The sequence below is a fragment of the Caballeronia sp. HLA56 genome, assembly GCF_054655155.1.
On the sequence record NZ_BAAHOB010000004.1, the window covers coordinates 561,205 to 575,687 of the forward strand.

Here is a 14,483-nt window from a genome sequence, read left to right on the forward strand (position 1 = left end):
CCATGCCATGAACGACGACATGCTCATGCGCAACCGGACCTTCGACGAGCTCGCGATCGGCGAATCGGCTTCGATCGTGCGCACCGCCGGGCAGAACGACATCGACCTCTTCGCCGCGATGTCGGGCGACGTCAACCCCGCGCACATGGATGCGTCCTTCGCCGCGACCAATCTGTTCGGCCATGTGGTCGTGCACGGCATGTGGACCGGCGCGCTGATTTCCGCGCTGCTCGGCACGCGACTGCCGGGCCCGGGCACCATCTATCTCGATCAGACACTTCAGTTCCGCCATCCGGTCACGCCGGGCGACACCATCACCGCTACCGTGACGGTCACGGAAAAGCGCGCCGAGAAGCGCATCGTGCTGCTCGACACGCGCTGCACGAACCAGAAAGGCGAGGTGGTGCTGCTGGGCGTCGCCACGGTGATCGCGCCCGCCGCGCCGATCGCGTGGCCGTCCATGCCGCGCCCGGAAGTGGGCGTGCGCCGGCATTACCGCTATGAAGCGTTCATCCGCGAGGCGCGGCAGCGGCCGTCGTTGCGCACTGCAATCGTTCATCCCTGCTCGGACGATGCCATCGGTGCGGCGCTGGAAGCGCGCGACCAGGGGCTGCTCGATCCCATCCTGATCGGACCAGAACCCCGGATTCGCGCCATTGCCGATGCTGCGGGACTCAGTCTAGAAGGCGTCGATATCGAACCGGTCGAGCACAGCCATGCGGCCGCCGCGCGCGCGGTCGAACTGGGCGTGTCGGGGAAGATCGGCGCATTGATGAAAGGCAGCCTGCATACCGATGAACTGCTCTCGGCCGTGGTCGCATCGGGGTCCGGGCTGCGCACGGATCGCAGGATCAGCCATGTCTATGCGATGGACATTCCCGCCTATGCGAAACCGCTGCTGGTCACCGATGCCGCAGTCAATATCGCGCCGTCGCTCGACCAGAAGCGCGACATCTGCCAGAACGCGATCGACCTGATGCATCTGCTGGGCGTCGAGAAGCCGCGCGTCGCCGTCCTCGCGGCGGAAGAGACCGTCAATCCGAGAATGCCCACCACGCTCGATGCGGCCGCGCTTACCGTCATGGCGGCGCGCGGACAGATCACGGGCGCGTGGGTAGACGGCCCGCTCGCGTTCGACAACGCGATCAGCGCGGAGGCGGCGCAGGTCAAGGGCATCGACTCTCCCGTCGCCGGACATGCCGACATTCTGCTGGCGCCCGATCTGGAAGCCGGCAACATTCTGGCCAAGCAACTGGTGTATTTCGCGGGCGCTGATGCAGCGGGCATCGTGCTCGGCGCACGCCTGCCGATCATTCTCACGAGCCGCGCCGACAGCCTGCGCGTGCGCCTCGCATCCGCCGCGCTAGCGAAACTCGCGTTCGAACGCGCTCAAGGAGGCGCGCGGACATCATGAGTGCGCCGCTTCTGCTGACCTTCAATCCCGGCTCGTCGACGATCAAGATCGGGCTGTTTCGCGTGCCGTCCGGCGTGGCGGAGCGAATGGGACAGGCCACGATCGACTTTCGTGAGACGCCGCTGCGCCTGCATCTCACGAAAGACGGCGAGCGCACCGACATCGCGCTGACTTCGCGCGTCACGGAAGACTTGCACAATGTCCTCGACGAAACGCTCGGCTGGTTCGCCACGCATTTCGCGCTCGACGATCTCGCGTCCGTCGGCCATCGCGTCGTGCATGGAGGCGATCGTTTCACGGGACCGGTCGCGATCGACGACGACGCGCTTGCCGCGATCACCGCGCTGATACCGCTCGCGCCGCTGCATCAGCCGCAAAGCGTGCGGCTGATCCGCGCGATCCGGCATCTGCGGCCGCGCCTTCTGCAGTCGGCCTCGTTCGATACCGCGTTTCACGCGATGCAGACCGACCTCGTGCGCCGCTTCGCGCTTCCTCGCGCGTTGTTCGATGAAGGCATCAAGCGGTACGGCTTTCATGGTCTTTCGTACCGGTTCGTCACGGAGCGGCTGGCGCAGACGTTCCCGCGCCTGGCGCGTGGCAAGGTGATCGCGGCTCATCTGGGCAGCGGCGCGAGCCTCGCGGCTTTCGATGCGGGCATCAGCCGGGACAGCAGCATGGGCTTTTCGACGCTCGAGGGCATTCCGATGGCGACGCGCTGCGGCGCGCTCGACGCCGGCGTCGTGCTGCATCTGCTCGAGCAGCGGCGCATGGCCGTGGACGCGGTCGAGAATATGCTGTACCGGCAATCCGGGCTGCTCGGCGTATCGGGCATCAGCGCGGACAGCCGCGAATTGCAGGCGAGCGATCGGCCGGAAGCCCGCGAGGCGCTGGCGCTCTTCGCCTTTCGCATCGCGGGCGAAGCGGCGCGTCTCGCGGCGACGCTCGGCGGTATCGACACCTTCGTGTTCACCGCGGGCATCGGTGAATATCAGCCGCAGGTGCGCAGCGCCGTGTGCGAGCGGCTCGCGTGGCTCGGCGTCGAACTCGATCCGAAGTCCAATGCCGGCAACGCACGCGTCATCAGCAGCGCGCGCAGCCGAGTGACGGTGCTGGTGATGCCGACCGACGAAGAACAGATCATCGCCGACGAAACCGTGGCCGTTCACCATCGCGAGGAGTCCATCAAATGAATCCGGTCATCGATCTGACAGGCAAGCGCGGGCTCGTGGTCGGCATCGCCAATGAACACAGCATCGCCACCGGCTGCGCCAGAATGTTTCGGAACGCGGGAGCGGAGATCGCCGTGACGTATCTCAACGAGAAGGCGAGGCCCTTCGTCGAACCCGTTGCGCAGGCGCTCGGGGCGTCCATCGTGCTGCCTTGCGACGTCGCGGTTTTCGGTCAAATGGAAGCAGTGTTCGAGCGCCTGACCCATGACTGGGGCAGGCTCGATTTCCTGCTTCATTCGATCGCCTACGCGAGCGCCGACGCATTGCACGCGAACCTCATCGACTGCCCGGCCGATGGCTTCGCGCTCGCCATGGCGGTGTCATGTCATTCATTCATCCGCATGGCGAAGCTCGCCCTGCCGTTGATGTCCGACAGCGGCAGCCTCATGACCGTGAGCTTCTATGGCGCCGAGCGCGCGGTCGATCACTATAACGTGATGGGTCCCGTGAAGGCGGCGCTCGAATCGAGCGTGCGTTATCTCGCCGCCGATCTGGCCGCGCGCCGTATCCATGTGCATGCCATTTCCGCGGGCGCCGTGAAGACGCGCGCGGCATCTGGCATCGACCATTTCGACGCGCTGCTCGACGACGTTCGCGCGCATACGCCGGCGCAGCACCTCGTCACCATCGACGAGATCGGACGGATCGCCGCGGTGCTGGCAAGCGACGCGGCCATGACGCTGACCGGTTCCACGATCTACGCGGACGCCGGTTTCCACATCACCGCATGACCATGGCTCGAGAACCATCCGATTCCGGCTCGGCGGCAAGCGGTCGCGTGATCGCGGTGCGCGGAGCGGTAATCGACGTCGCCTTCGATACCGCGGCGCTGCCGCTCATCGAAGAGTCGCTTTCGATCGACGCGGATAGCGGGCCGCCCATCATCGCCGAGGTGCAAGCGCACCTGGACGAATGCACGGTGCGTGCGCTCGCGCTGCATTCCACCAATGGCTTGCGGCGCGGCGCGCCGGTTCGCTGCGCGGGCGGCCCGATTCAGGTGCCGGTCGGCGAAGCCATGCTCGGCCGCCTGATCGACGTCACCGGCACGCCGGGCGATCGCGGCGAGCCTCTCCCCGCCGACGTGCCGCGACGCCCGATCCATCGCCGGCCGCCGCCACTGTCGTCACAGGGGGCGGCCACGCAGATCTTCGCCACCGGCATCAAGATCATCGATCTGCTCACGCCGCTCGCGCAGGGCGGCAAGGCGGCAAGGCGGCCATGTTCGGCGGCGCGGGCGTCGGCAAGACGGTGCTGGTGATGGAACTGATCCACGCGATGGTCGAGCGCTATCAGGGCATCTCGGTCTTCGCCGGGGTCGGCGAGCGATCGCGCGAGGGCCATGAAATGCTGCTCGACATGCGCGGCTCGGGCGTATTACCGCGCACCGTGCTCGTCTACGGGCAAATGAACGAGCCGCCGGGCGCGCGCTGGCGCGTGCCGCTGACCGCGCTCACGGTCGCCGAATACTTTCGCGACGAGCGCCACCAGAACGTGCTGCTGTTGATGGACAACGTGTTTCGCTTCGTTCAGGCGGGCGCGGAAGTGTCCGGCCTGCTCGGACGGCTGCCGTCGCGGGTCGGTTATCAGCCGACGCTGGCGAGCGAAGTCGCCGCGTTGCAGGAGCGCATCGTGTCGGTCGGAGACGTATCGGTTACCGCGATCGAAGCCGTCTACGTGCCTGCCGACGATTTCACCGACCCCGCCGTGACCACCATCGCCGCGCATGTCGACAGCATGGTCGTGCTGTCGCGTTCGATGGCCGCCGAAGGCATGTACCCGGCGATCGATCCGATCGCGTCGTCGTCGGTGCTGCTCGATCCGCTCGTCGTAGGGGAAACGCATGCGGCGATCGCTATCGAAGTGCGGAGAACCATCGAGCATTATCGCGAGTTGCAGGACGTCATCTCGTTGCTGGGCGTGGACGAATTGGGCGCGGACGACCGCCGCATCGTGGGCCGCGCGCGACGCCTGCAGCGCTTTCTGACGCAGCCGTTCGCCGTCACCGAGGCGATTACGGGCGTGCCCGGACGCTCGGTCTCGATCGCCGAGACGCTCGCCGGCTGCGAGGCCATCCTGTCCGGCAAGTGCGACACATGGCAGGAAAGTTCGCTCTACATGGTAGGCACGCTGGACGAGGCGCGCGCGCGGGAAGATGCATCGCGCGCAGCGACGCCGGGCGTGGCCGCGGGTGCTGCGCCATGAGCGGATCGCTGCGCCTGACCATCGCCACGCCGGACGCCGTGCTGGCCGACAGCCCCGATGTGGTGGCGCTGCGCGCGGAGGACGAAAGCGGCAGCTTCGGCATCTTGCCCGGCCATGCCGATTTCCTGACCGTGCTCGTGCCCGGCGTGATCCGCTGGCATGGCACAGATGGCGCGCCGCATTTCTGTGCGGTGGAAGGCGGTGTCCTTCGCGTGTCCGGCCGCCGCGATGTGACGATCGCATGCCGCGGCGGGGTTCGAGGCGATACGCTCGCCGCTCTCGCAGCCCGGGTCGAAGCCGCGCGCGCGAAGCGCCTCGACGCAGCGCGGCGCGCTCGCGTCGAGCAGACGCGACTTCACGCGCAGGCGGTTAGACAACTTCTGCGGCATCTTCGCCCGGGCGCGGCGATCGCGTTGCGCGAAGACAGCCGGGGAACAGGCCCGGAAGCGCCATGAGTCGCGAGCAAGAACCAGTCGAACCCTCCGATCCGTCCACCGAACGGATGGCGCGCGCGGCCCGTCGCGCCACGGAGCGAGAGCGCGAGGCACGCGAGGAACCCGAGCCTTCGCTCGGCGCGCGCCTCGGTCAGATCGGCATCCTCGGCTGGACGATCGTGATGCCGACGCTCCTCGCGCTCTTGCTCGGCCGTTGGCTGGACCGCCGTTTCGGCACCGGCGTGTTTTTCTCCGCACCGCTTCTGATGATCGGGGCGGCGGCTGGACTGTGGTTCGCATGGAAATGGATGCATCGCCAAACAAGGAGGTGACGATGACCACTCAAATCGCAATCGGTCTGTCCGTCGGCGTGCTGGCCGGACTGATTCATTTCACGGGCTTGCGCTGGAACGTGCGGCTGCTCACGGCAGGGACGCCCGGCATCGCGATCGGGTTGCAGCTCGCGCGTCTCGGCGTGCTGGCGGCGGTGTTCTTCGCTCTGGCGCGGATCGGGCCGTGGGCGCTTCTATCCGGCGCCGCGGGGTTGCTGATCGCGCGGCAAGTGGTGCTTCGTCGGATCGGGGTGTCTTCATGATGCGCTCTCCGCTCGACACGCAAGCGCTGTTTCATCTCGGTCCCGTTCCGGTGTCGGCGCCGGTAGTCACAACGTGGGTCATCATCGTGCTGCTGGGAACGCTTGCCGCCTTGCTCACGCGCCGTCTTGCCCTTGTGCCTTCGAAGGCGCAGACAGTGCTGGAGATGCTGGTCGGAACGGTCGACGATCAGATCCGCGACACGATGCAGGCCGATCCGAACGCCTATCGCTCGCTCGTCGGCACGCTCTTTCTGTTCATCCTGACCGGCAACTGGTCCTCGCTCGTGCCGGGCGTCGAGCCGCCGACGGCGCACATCGAGACCGACGCCGCGCTCGCGGTGATCGTGTTCTGCGCGACGATCTTCTACGGCGTGCGCAGCCGCGGCCTCGCCCGCTATCTCGCGACGTTCGCCGAACCGACGTGGATCATGATTCCGCTCAACGTCGTCGAGCAGATCACGCGCACTTTCTCGCTGGTCGTGCGCCTGTTCGGCAACGTGATGAGCGGCGTGTTCGTCGTCGGCATCGTGCTGTCGCTCGCCGGCTTGCTGGTGCCGATTCCGCTGATGGCGCTCGATCTGCTGACCGGCGCCGTGCAAGCCTACATTTTCACGGTGCTCGCGATGGTGTTCATCGGCGCGGCGCTGGCCGACGCGGCACCCCGATCCACGAATCAACAAGAAGGCACACCATGAACAATCTAATTCAGGTCGTCAGCATCCTCGCCGCCGCGATCGCCGTATCGTTCGGCGCGGTCGGTCCGGCGCTCGGCGAAGGGCGGGCCGTCGCGGCCGCGATGGATGCGCTGGCCCGCCAGCCCGAATCGTCCGGCACCATCTCGCGCACGCTGTTCGTGGGCCTCGCGATGATCGAGACGATGGCTATCTACTGCCTCGTGATCGCGCTGCTGGTGCTGTTCGCCAATCCGTTCATCAGATAGGCGCGAGACCCTCATGCATATCGACTGGTGGACGCTCGGCCTGCAAACCATCAATGCGCTCGTCCTTGTCTGGCTGCTCGCACGGTTTCTGTTCAAACCGGTCGCCCGCATGGTCAGCGAACGCCAGCAGGCCGTCGCCTCGCTCATGAACGAAGCCGCGGCAGCGAAGGCAGCCACGGCCGATGCCCAGGCGCAGGCCACGGCCCAGACGGCGCAACTAGCGCAACATCGCGGAGAGCTGCTCGAAGCCGCCACCGCGGAGGCCGCGTCGCTGAAAGCATCGCTCGAAGCCGCGGCGCACGCCGATGCCGACCGACTGCGGGCCGCGGCCCGTGATGAAATCGCCGCGATGCGGCGCGACGCCGCCCGGTCCGACGCAGCGCGCGCCTCGCAACTCGCGCTCGACATCGCGGCGCGCCTGCTCGACCGCTTGCCGCAGCAAGCGCGCGTCGATGGATTCGTCGAGGGTCTCGCCGACGCGCTCGGCCAGTTGCCACAGACCACGCGTGCGCAACTGGATGCCGGCGGCCTTCGGCTCGTCGCTGCACGAGGTTTGAATGACGATGAACTGGCCCACTGCCGCGCGGTGCTCGCGCAAGCGCTGGGCCGCGAAGTCACGCTCGAAGCATCGGTCGATCCGCAAGTGATCGCCGGCCTCGAGCTCGAAGCGCCCCACGCGATCGTGCGAAACAGCTTTCGCGCGGACCTTGCACGCCTTCAAACGGAACTGCCCGGCCATGACACGAACCACGCCTGATCCGGCGGACGACTGGCTCGCGCGCAGCCGCGCGACACTCGCGCAAACCCGCTTCTCGGCGCAAGCGCAGGCGGTAGGCCGCGTCGAGCATATCGCCGATGGCATCGCGCTCGTTTCGGGTCTGCCGGATGTCCGGCTCAACGAAATGCTGCGCTTCGACGGCGGTCTGCTCGGCTTCGCGCTCACGCTCGACGCCGACACCATCGGCGCCGTGTTGCTCGACGAAAGCGATTCGATTGCCGCCGGCTCGTGCGTCGCCGGCACGGGGCAAGTGGTCGAGGTGCCGGTCGGTCCGGGCCTGCTGGGCCGCGTGGTCGATCCGCTTGGCCGGCCGCTCGATCGTGACGAAGCGGTTCCGGCCGCAGCGCGCATGCCGATCGAACGGCCCGCGCCCGCGATCATCGAACGCGATCTGGTCGCGGAACCGGTGGAGACGGGCATTTTGCTGATCGACGCCCTGTTCGCGATCGGGCGTGGCCAGCGCGAACTGATCATCGGCGACCGGGCCACCGGCAAGACTTCGATCGCGCTCGATGCGATCATCAATCAGAAAGACTTGGACATGATCTGCGTGTACGTGGCGGTCGGCCAGCGGGCGACGGCGGTACAACGAGCGATCGACGCCGTACGCCAGCATGGCGCGCCCGAACGATGCGTGTTCGTCGTTTCGTCCGCGGCAGCGTCCCCCGGTCTGCAATGGATCGCGCCGTTCACCGGCATGACGATCGCCGAATACTTTCGCGACCGGGGTCAGCACGCGCTCGTCGTCATCGACGATCTGACGAGGCACGCCGCCACGCACCGGGAACTGGCGTTGTTGACGCGCGAGCCGCCTGGACGCGAAGCGTATCCCGGCGACATTTTCTATCTGCACGCGAGGCTCCTCGAGCGCGCGGCGAAGCTGTCGGAAACACTGGGCGGCGGCTCGCTCACCGCGCTGCCGATCGCGGAGACGGACGCCGGGAATCTGTCAGCGTATATTCCCACCAATCTGATCTCGATCACCGACGGGCAGATCGTGCTCGACGCCAGTCTGTTCGCGGCAAACCAGCGGCCCGCCGTGGATGTCGGACTGAGCGTGAGCCGGGTCGGCGGCAAGGCGCAGACCACCGCGCTGCGGGGTGTGTCCGGGCGTTTGAGGCTCGATTACTCGCAGTTCCTGGAGCTGGAAATGTTCACGCGCTTCGGCGGTCTCACCGATGCACGCGTTCAGGCCCAGGTTACGCGTGGTGAACGCATCCGCGCGCTGATCACACAACCCCGTTTCGCGCGCCTTCGACCCGTCGATGAAATCGCCCTGCTCGCCGCCCTCGACGACGGCGTGTTCGACGCGTTGCCTGTCGACTCCATTCCGCTCTTGCGCGCGCGGCTTGCCGCGCATCTGAATGCGCATCACAGCGCGACGGTGACGACTGGCGCACTCGACGAGGCGACGCGCAAGGCGCTCGTCGCCGCTGTGCGCGATCTCGCCGCGCAACTGTCGACGCCTGCCGGAGCCATCTCGCCATGAGCAACAAACTCGGCGAGGTCGAAGCGCGCATTTCGAGCGTGCACGAACTGGAATCCGTTGTCGGCGCAATGCGCGGCATCGCGGCGGCGCGTTCGCAGGAAGCGCGCGGTCGGCTCGACGGCATCCGCGCCTGCGCCGCGATGATCGGCTCGGCCATCGGCGACGCGCTGATGCTCGACGACCGGCCCGCGCATGACGGCCCCGCCCCGAGCGATGGCGAGAGACATGTGGTCATCGTGATCTGTTCGGAGCAGGGCTTCGTCGGCGCCTTCAACGAACACATGATCGCGGAAGCGGAGCATGTTCCCGGTACGGAGCCGCCCGACTACTTCGTGATCGGCGGGCGTGGCGCCGCAGTTGCCGCAACGCGCGGTTTCTCCGTTGGCTGGTCCGCACCGATGGTCGCCCACGCTGACGAAGTCGCCGCCCTCGGCAGCCGGATCACCGAAGTGCTGTACGAGCGTCTCGAGAAAGGCCTGGCGAAGCGCGTGACGCTCGTGCATGCAGTACCGCAGCCGTCGGCGGGTTTCGATGTCGCGCGCACATCGTTGCTGCCTTTCGACTTCACGCGCTTTGCCGCGCCTGCGCGCCGCGTGGCGCCGCTCGTCACGCTCCCGCCGTACCGCCTGATGGCGACGCTTGCCGAGGAATACGTCTACGCCCAACTGTGCGAAGCGCTCATGCTGTCGTTCGCGGCGGAAAACGAAGCTCGCATGCGCGCCATGATCGCGGCACGCACTCACGTACGGGATACGCTCGACCAATTGACCGACGACTTTCGCCGCTTGCGGCAAGAAGAAATCACGGCGGAAATAGTTGAACTTTCCGCCGGTGATCCGGGTGCCAGCGCTGGCCAGCGTAAGTCGTCTCCACGCACTGACGGCGAACCGCCAACTTGAACGAGTGCTAGCCGTTGAATCAGTGCTAGTGTTCGACCGCCAGCTTCCCCAGCATTCCCGCATCGAGCAACGCGATCAGACGCGGACCTTTGCGTCTGATTGCGCCTTGAGCCTCCAGATAACGCAGGGCGCGGCTCACCGATTCGACGGACAGGCCCACGTAGTCGGCGATATCGTGTCGAGCCATCGGCAGGATAAGCTCTCCAGCCGTTCGAGCGGGAGGCGCGTATGCACGGTCGATCCAGAGAAGAAAGGACGCCAGACGCGCGGCGGCATCGTTTTTACTGATGGTTATCGCGTGATGCTGGGAGCGGCGCAGTTCGTGACACAGCTTGCAGAGCAGACCGATATCGAGCCGTGGATTCCGTTCGAGGATCGCTTCGAGCGCTTCAACGGGAATTCGATATGCAACAAGCGGCGTTAGCGCCTGCGCGGTCGAAACATAAACGCCATTCTCGCTGAGGCCGATCAGATCTCTCGGGAACAGGAAAGCGGTGATTCGGCGCTCACCGCTCGAAAGAAGCTGATACGTTTCTGCCACGCCACTCACGACGTTATAAACGAAGCGCGCTTCACCGCCTTCGGGATAGAGCACGATGTTTCTTCGCACACTGACGAGGCGCGACACTTCCATCAACGCTTCCTGCTCTGCAACGGACAGGAGCTCGACGGCTGACCCGTCGCCATCTCGCCGAAACGGCGCAGCGAAAATTGACGGTCGATAGGCAGATGCTTCAGTCTTCTTATCGTCCATAGAGCGTCTTGAGCGCAACCTCAATAATGCGCTTATCTCATTCAGAATATTACCGTAGTTTCGCTTTTACGCGACGCTTCGGAAGAAGGGGAGCAAGAGGCGTCTCCTGCCCCCCAGGAAGGCACTCGCTTGTTCATTCGTGTCCAAACAGGAATTATCCGTTTCCCTTCTATACCTCTACGCGCACGTGCGCATGAACAGAACAAAATGCTTTTCCAAAGGCTACGCACCGGGCTGACATTCCCAAAAGATCCGGCGAAAGACATGGCCGTACATGCTTGCCGTAACCGGCTGCCTTCATTCAGGATACGCGGAACCAAACACCCGTTGGCTCAAGGCTGCCCATTGCGCTGGCGTGGTGTGCGCCATGATCACTTCCTCGGTGTAATCGTTCAGTTCGATCTCGCACTTCTTCGTTTCTGTTTCTGAGAAGCAAGCACTATTGACCGAAAGCAATTGCGCGATTCTCGCGACCGATAACACGACTGATGCTTTCTTGGTGAATGCAGCGATGGGCAGCTTTAGGAAGCTGGCTTCATAACGCTCGGTCTCCGCAGCAACCCATGAGTCCGCTGGAACGCAATCAACGAGAAGTGCCGATCCCCAACGCGTACCGGCGCCGCGACAGGAAAACGAAGCATGTTCGAATTTCGTAAGTGTCATCAGATGATCTGGGTAACCTAGCACCATCGAAACTATGGGTCTCTGGAAGATTGTCGATCCGCCATCTAGACGAACACTGACAAGCATGCCATGCATGCGTTTAAACGAGGCCACGCGCCCCGTCACAATCAGATGTCTCCCAAGGAACTCGTTATCCGCACGATGCTTGTCACGCTCATACTTCAGCTGCAACATCCCAGAAGTAATTGCAGTAGGACGATCTGCAATGTCTGAGTCGTCCGTATAAGAGGACTGCTGGCCGTCTAGGTACGCTAGTATTTCCAGCTTGACAGCCTGTTTGAGTACTTGACGTTCTCGACCGGTCAAGTTGACGGTCGGCTCGTCTAGTCCATCAGCGCGCACAGGATGACACGCAGCGCTTTGGGCACCATCTCGGGGAATGCTTTGCTGGGAGATAGCTTTTTCCTTGTCGGCGTCAGCAACATGACACGCTCCGAGGAAAAACAGGGAGGTCCACAAGATCAGGCAGCAAATCCGCATTCCCGTTTCTCGAGAGGTTTAGAACCTCGTTTACGACAGACTGGAGACAAACCTTAAATTGGACCGTCTGCTGAAATGAAAACGGGAGCAGCGCTTCTCGTCGCTCAATCTCCTCATAGACGCTGATTTGGCCCTGAGCGGTGCGGCAGCCGTAGTGATGGTCGCGCCGACTTGGTAGCTTCAGCTAGCTTCTTGAGGCCGTCACGTGGGCAGCGCAGCCGCGCCAGCCGCGGCGCCGGCCGATGCGGTCCTCTATTGCTTTAGTAACCGTTACCGACGCATGGGGCGCAAAAACGGTTTTTACTGGAGCCGTGTACGCGTTACGGATTCTGTTTGTCTGGAGACAGTAGGGAAAGCGATGTTGATTCACGTCGTAGTGCTACTCGGCGCCACAGTAGTTACAAGGTGTTTGGTCTGGTGCGCGCCCGAACACGACGCAGAAGCCGACCTCGACGACTACGAGTGGCATGACGATCCTTCGGGTCGGAGCTCCGACAAGGCGCCATCGTCCGCAGTGCTCGCCTGGAGGTGCGCGCTGATACGAGGCACGGCGCCTCAAGCACACAGGTTTTTCGCCGTTATCAAGGTGGAAGTCCAGGCTATTCAAAACTTCGTGGCGAAGCTAGACCCCAAACGACCTTTATTCTTACAAAGCAGGCGAGAGCAAAACTGCCATGGATTCCACATCGATTGGCTCTGACGAAGAATCGAGGCTTGCATCGCTGAACGAATACTCGATAGACGCGGCGCTCGGCGACCCGGGTTTTGATCGCCTTGTTCACTTGGGCCAAAGCATTTTCCGCGTGCCGATCGCGCTCGTCTCACTGGTTGATGCCCAGCGCCAGTTATTCGCTGCGAGTGTGGGCCTCACTGCATGCCAGACATCCCGCGACGTCTCGTTCTGCGCCCATGCGATCCTGCGTGACGAGATCATGGTCGTCCTCGATGCCCAGAAGGATTCCCGCTTTCGTAATAATGCGCTGGTCACGGGGGAACCACACATACGGTTCTATGCCGGTGCCCCACTTCGCAATACGCTCGGCTATGCGTTAGGCACACTCTGCCTGATCGACACCGAACCGAGAGACGCATTCAGCGATAGCGAGCGACGCAATCTCTCGGAGCTCGCCGCACTTGTGCTCGACAAGCTCGAGGTTCGCCGCCTGGAATTTGCCCGCCGCTCAAGTCAGTCCCGCTTCGAGAACATTGCCGCCACGTCGCCCGACGCGATTATATGTGCGGATCAGCAGGGTTTGGTGACCTGAACCGCCCCGACTTTGTCGGAGACCGCCGAGTTGGGCGCTACGCCGCGCGAGCGGATCGCACCAGATTCCGATTGTAGACTTCCTCTGCTTGCGCAGGCGATACGTACCCGAGCGGGCCGAGCAGCCGATGGTGGTTATACCAGTGAACCCATTTGAGCGTGGCGAGCTCGACGTCTTGGAGTGTGCGCCATGAACGCCGATGTACAACTTCGGCCTTATACAAGCCGTTGATCGTTTCGGCCAGAGCATTGTCATAGGAGTCGCCGACAGTTCCGACAGATGGCTCAACGCCCACGTCCACCAAACGTTCGGTGTACCGAATGCTGAGGTATTGCGACCCGTGATCGCTGTGATGAATGAGCCTGGGCGGTGGCTGGCGATCGTGTAACGCCTGGTTCAGCGCATCCAGCACGAAGTCAGTCCTCATCGATGCCGACACGCGCCAACCGACGATACGGCGCGCAAACACATCGGTCACGAAGGCCACATAGACGAAGCCCGACCATGTCCAGCAATAGGTAAAATCCGCGACCCACAGCGCGTTCGGCCGCTCGGCACGGAACTGACGTTTGACCCGGTCCATCGGGCACGGCACCGCATCGTCGCGCTGCGTCGTCTTGATCCGGCGCCCACGCCGTACACCTTCGAGGCCCATCACCTTCATCAGGCGCGCAACCGTGCAGCGCGCGATCTTCACGCCATCGCGCAATAACTGGCGCCAGACCTTGCGCACACCATACACGCCAAAGTTCTCCTCCCAGACCGCCCGGATGAGAGCCTTCAGTTCAATATCGCGACGCGCTCGTGCTGGCCATTGCTCCGGATCGCTGCGCCGCCCGGCGTGCCGGTAATACGTCGACGGCGCGATCGGCAGCAGGCGGCAGATCGGCTCGATACCGTAGACGTCGCGATGCTCGTCGATGAACGCGATCATGGCTTCGATCGGCGGTCGAGCTCCGCCTGCGCGAAATATGCGGAGGCCTTGCGCAGGATCTCGTTGGCCGTGCGCAGCTCACGGTTCTCGCGCTCCAGTTCCTTCAGACGCGCCAAATCCGAAGTTGTCGCGCCCGTTCGTTGGCCACGGTCGCGCTCTGCCTGAATGATCCAGTTGCGAAGCGTCTCGCGCGACATCCCCATCTTCGAGGCGATTGAGCGGATCGCCGCCCCCTGCGTTTGGTACTCGTGTTGGTGCTCAAACACCATTCGCACCGCTCGCTCCCGCACCTCATCCGAATATCGCGTGCCGGTGGGCTTCCTTGTCTTGCCTTCGCTTTCCATGCTTCAAATCTCCCGTTACAGCCAAGATCCGAAGTCTCCTAC

15 protein-coding genes, 1 pseudogene and 1 other annotated feature are annotated in these 14,483 nt (G+C 64.1%); of the genes and pseudogenes, 13 read left to right on the plus strand and 3 right to left on the minus strand.

What is annotated here, in order from left to right:
• The first annotated feature begins 7 nt into the window (after positions 1 to 7).
• The 12 genes and pseudogenes from ACYQ47_RS18580 to ACYQ47_RS18635 all read left to right on the plus strand — a co-directional run bounded on the left by ACYQ47_RS18580 (position 8) and on the right by ACYQ47_RS18635 (position 9,980).
• Positions 8 to 1,414: a bifunctional enoyl-CoA hydratase/phosphate acetyltransferase gene (locus ACYQ47_RS18580; protein WP_459906377.1), complete on the plus strand. Its 1,407-nt coding sequence runs from the start codon at positions 8 to 10 to the stop codon at positions 1,412 to 1,414.
• The gene (locus tag ACYQ47_RS18585; RefSeq protein ID WP_459906378.1) at positions 1,411 to 2,604 is read left to right on the plus strand and encodes an acetate/propionate family kinase; all 1,194 of its coding nucleotides are present in this window, start codon (positions 1,411 to 1,413) and stop codon (positions 2,602 to 2,604) included. The genes ACYQ47_RS18580 and ACYQ47_RS18585 overlap by 4 nt, the downstream gene beginning before the upstream one ends.
• Positions 2,601 to 3,374, plus strand: coding sequence for an enoyl-ACP reductase FabI (fabI, locus tag ACYQ47_RS18590; protein WP_459906379.1), 774 nt, complete (start codon positions 2,601 to 2,603; stop codon positions 3,372 to 3,374). The genes ACYQ47_RS18585 and fabI overlap by 4 nt, the downstream gene beginning before the upstream one ends.
• A pseudogene (atpD, locus tag ACYQ47_RS18595) lies at positions 3,371 to 4,845 on the plus strand (F0F1 ATP synthase subunit beta). The gene fabI and the pseudogene atpD overlap by 4 nt, the downstream one beginning before the upstream one ends.
• Complete coding sequence (locus ACYQ47_RS18600; RefSeq protein ID WP_459906380.1) at positions 4,842 to 5,300, plus strand: F0F1 ATP synthase subunit epsilon; 459 nt, start codon at positions 4,842 to 4,844, stop codon at positions 5,298 to 5,300. Before atpD ends, ACYQ47_RS18600 begins: the two are co-directional and overlap by 4 nt.
• Complete coding sequence (locus ACYQ47_RS18605) at positions 5,297 to 5,611, plus strand: AtpZ/AtpI family protein (protein WP_459906381.1); 315 nt, start codon at positions 5,297 to 5,299, stop codon at positions 5,609 to 5,611. Before ACYQ47_RS18600 ends, ACYQ47_RS18605 begins: the two co-directional genes overlap by 4 nt.
• Before the next feature lie 2 nt (positions 5,612 to 5,613).
• Positions 5,614 to 5,874, plus strand: a complete 261-nt coding sequence (locus tag ACYQ47_RS18610; RefSeq protein ID WP_309853636.1) for an ATP synthase subunit I — start codon at positions 5,614 to 5,616, stop codon at positions 5,872 to 5,874.
• Positions 5,871 to 6,569: a F0F1 ATP synthase subunit A gene (locus ACYQ47_RS18615; protein WP_309853633.1), complete on the plus strand. Its 699-nt coding sequence runs from the start codon at positions 5,871 to 5,873 to the stop codon at positions 6,567 to 6,569. Before ACYQ47_RS18610 ends, ACYQ47_RS18615 begins: the two co-directional genes overlap by 4 nt.
• Positions 6,566 to 6,814, plus strand: coding sequence for a F0F1 ATP synthase subunit C (locus ACYQ47_RS18620; RefSeq protein WP_459906382.1), 249 nt, complete (start codon positions 6,566 to 6,568; stop codon positions 6,812 to 6,814). The genes ACYQ47_RS18615 and ACYQ47_RS18620 overlap by 4 nt, the downstream gene beginning before the upstream one ends.
• A 13-nt stretch (positions 6,815 to 6,827) precedes the next feature.
• Positions 6,828 to 7,571, plus strand: coding sequence for a F0F1 ATP synthase subunit delta (locus ACYQ47_RS18625; protein ID WP_459906383.1), 744 nt, complete (start codon positions 6,828 to 6,830; stop codon positions 7,569 to 7,571).
• On the plus strand, positions 7,552 to 9,081 hold the full coding sequence (locus ACYQ47_RS18630; RefSeq protein ID WP_459906385.1) for a F0F1 ATP synthase subunit alpha: 1,530 nt from the start codon (positions 7,552 to 7,554) through the stop codon (positions 9,079 to 9,081). Before ACYQ47_RS18625 ends, ACYQ47_RS18630 begins: the two co-directional genes overlap by 20 nt.
• Positions 9,078 to 9,980, plus strand: coding sequence for a F0F1 ATP synthase subunit gamma (locus ACYQ47_RS18635; RefSeq protein ID WP_459906386.1), 903 nt, complete (start codon positions 9,078 to 9,080; stop codon positions 9,978 to 9,980). The genes ACYQ47_RS18630 and ACYQ47_RS18635 overlap by 4 nt, the downstream gene beginning before the upstream one ends.
• Positions 9,981 to 10,005: 25 nt before the next feature.
• Here ACYQ47_RS18635 and ACYQ47_RS18640 read toward each other — a convergent pair whose 3' ends face one another.
• Together ACYQ47_RS18640 and ACYQ47_RS18645 are read right to left on the minus strand one after the other, a co-directional pair.
• Positions 10,006 to 10,614 (minus strand): Crp/Fnr family transcriptional regulator, encoded by a 609-nt coding sequence (locus ACYQ47_RS18640; RefSeq protein ID WP_459906387.1) that lies wholly within the window; start codon positions 10,612 to 10,614, stop codon positions 10,006 to 10,008.
• Between the two features lie 417 nt (positions 10,615 to 11,031).
• Complete coding sequence (locus ACYQ47_RS18645; RefSeq protein ID WP_459906388.1) at positions 11,032 to 11,877, minus strand: hypothetical protein; 846 nt, start codon at positions 11,875 to 11,877, stop codon at positions 11,032 to 11,034.
• A 695-nt stretch (positions 11,878 to 12,572) separates the two neighbouring features.
• Here ACYQ47_RS18645 and ACYQ47_RS18650 point away from each other — a divergent pair.
• Positions 12,573 to 13,163, plus strand: a complete 591-nt coding sequence (locus ACYQ47_RS18650) for a GAF domain-containing protein (RefSeq protein WP_459906389.1) — start codon at positions 12,573 to 12,575, stop codon at positions 13,161 to 13,163.
• 37 nt (positions 13,164 to 13,200) lie between these two features.
• On the opposite strand, the gene ACYQ47_RS18655 is transcribed toward ACYQ47_RS18650, so the two are convergent.
• Positions 13,201 to 14,441, minus strand: a protein-coding gene (locus ACYQ47_RS18655; RefSeq protein WP_459906390.1) for an IS3 family transposase whose coding sequence is annotated in 2 segments (ribosomal slippage) — positions 13,201 to 14,135 and positions 14,135 to 14,441 — 1,242 coding nt in all. Because the reading frame shifts where the segments join, the coding sequence is not laid out codon by codon here.
• Positions 14,023 to 14,139 (minus strand) — a sequence feature (AL1L pseudoknot). (Overlaps the previous gene by 117 nt.)
• Positions 14,442 to 14,483: the final 42 nt, after the last annotated feature.

Coding starts and splice junctions, on each gene's coding strand:
- ACYQ47_RS18605 (WP_459906381.1), top strand. CDS start 5,297: ATGAGTCGCGAGCAAGAACCAGTCGAACCCTCCGATCCGTCCACCGAA.
- ACYQ47_RS18635 (WP_459906386.1), top strand. CDS start 9,078: ATGAGCAACAAACTCGGCGAGGTCGAAGCGCGCATTTCGAGCGTGCAC.
- ACYQ47_RS18580 (WP_459906377.1), top strand. CDS start 8: ATGAACGACGACATGCTCATGCGCAACCGGACCTTCGACGAGCTCGCG.
- ACYQ47_RS18610 (WP_309853636.1), top strand. CDS start 5,614: ATGACCACTCAAATCGCAATCGGTCTGTCCGTCGGCGTGCTGGCCGGA.
- fabI (WP_459906379.1), top strand. CDS start 2,601: ATGAATCCGGTCATCGATCTGACAGGCAAGCGCGGGCTCGTGGTCGGC.
- ACYQ47_RS18650 (WP_459906389.1), top strand. CDS start 12,573: ATGGATTCCACATCGATTGGCTCTGACGAAGAATCGAGGCTTGCATCG.
- ACYQ47_RS18625 (WP_459906383.1), top strand. CDS start 6,828: ATGCATATCGACTGGTGGACGCTCGGCCTGCAAACCATCAATGCGCTC.
- ACYQ47_RS18585 (WP_459906378.1), top strand. CDS start 1,411: ATGAGTGCGCCGCTTCTGCTGACCTTCAATCCCGGCTCGTCGACGATC.
- ACYQ47_RS18600 (WP_459906380.1), top strand. CDS start 4,842: ATGAGCGGATCGCTGCGCCTGACCATCGCCACGCCGGACGCCGTGCTG.
- ACYQ47_RS18620 (WP_459906382.1), top strand. CDS start 6,566: ATGAACAATCTAATTCAGGTCGTCAGCATCCTCGCCGCCGCGATCGCC.
- ACYQ47_RS18640 (WP_459906387.1), bottom strand. CDS start 10,614: ATGGAAGTGTCGCGCCTCGTCAGTGTGCGAAGAAACATCGTGCTCTAT.
- ACYQ47_RS18630 (WP_459906385.1), top strand. CDS start 7,552: ATGACACGAACCACGCCTGATCCGGCGGACGACTGGCTCGCGCGCAGC.
- ACYQ47_RS18615 (WP_309853633.1), top strand. CDS start 5,871: ATGATGCGCTCTCCGCTCGACACGCAAGCGCTGTTTCATCTCGGTCCC.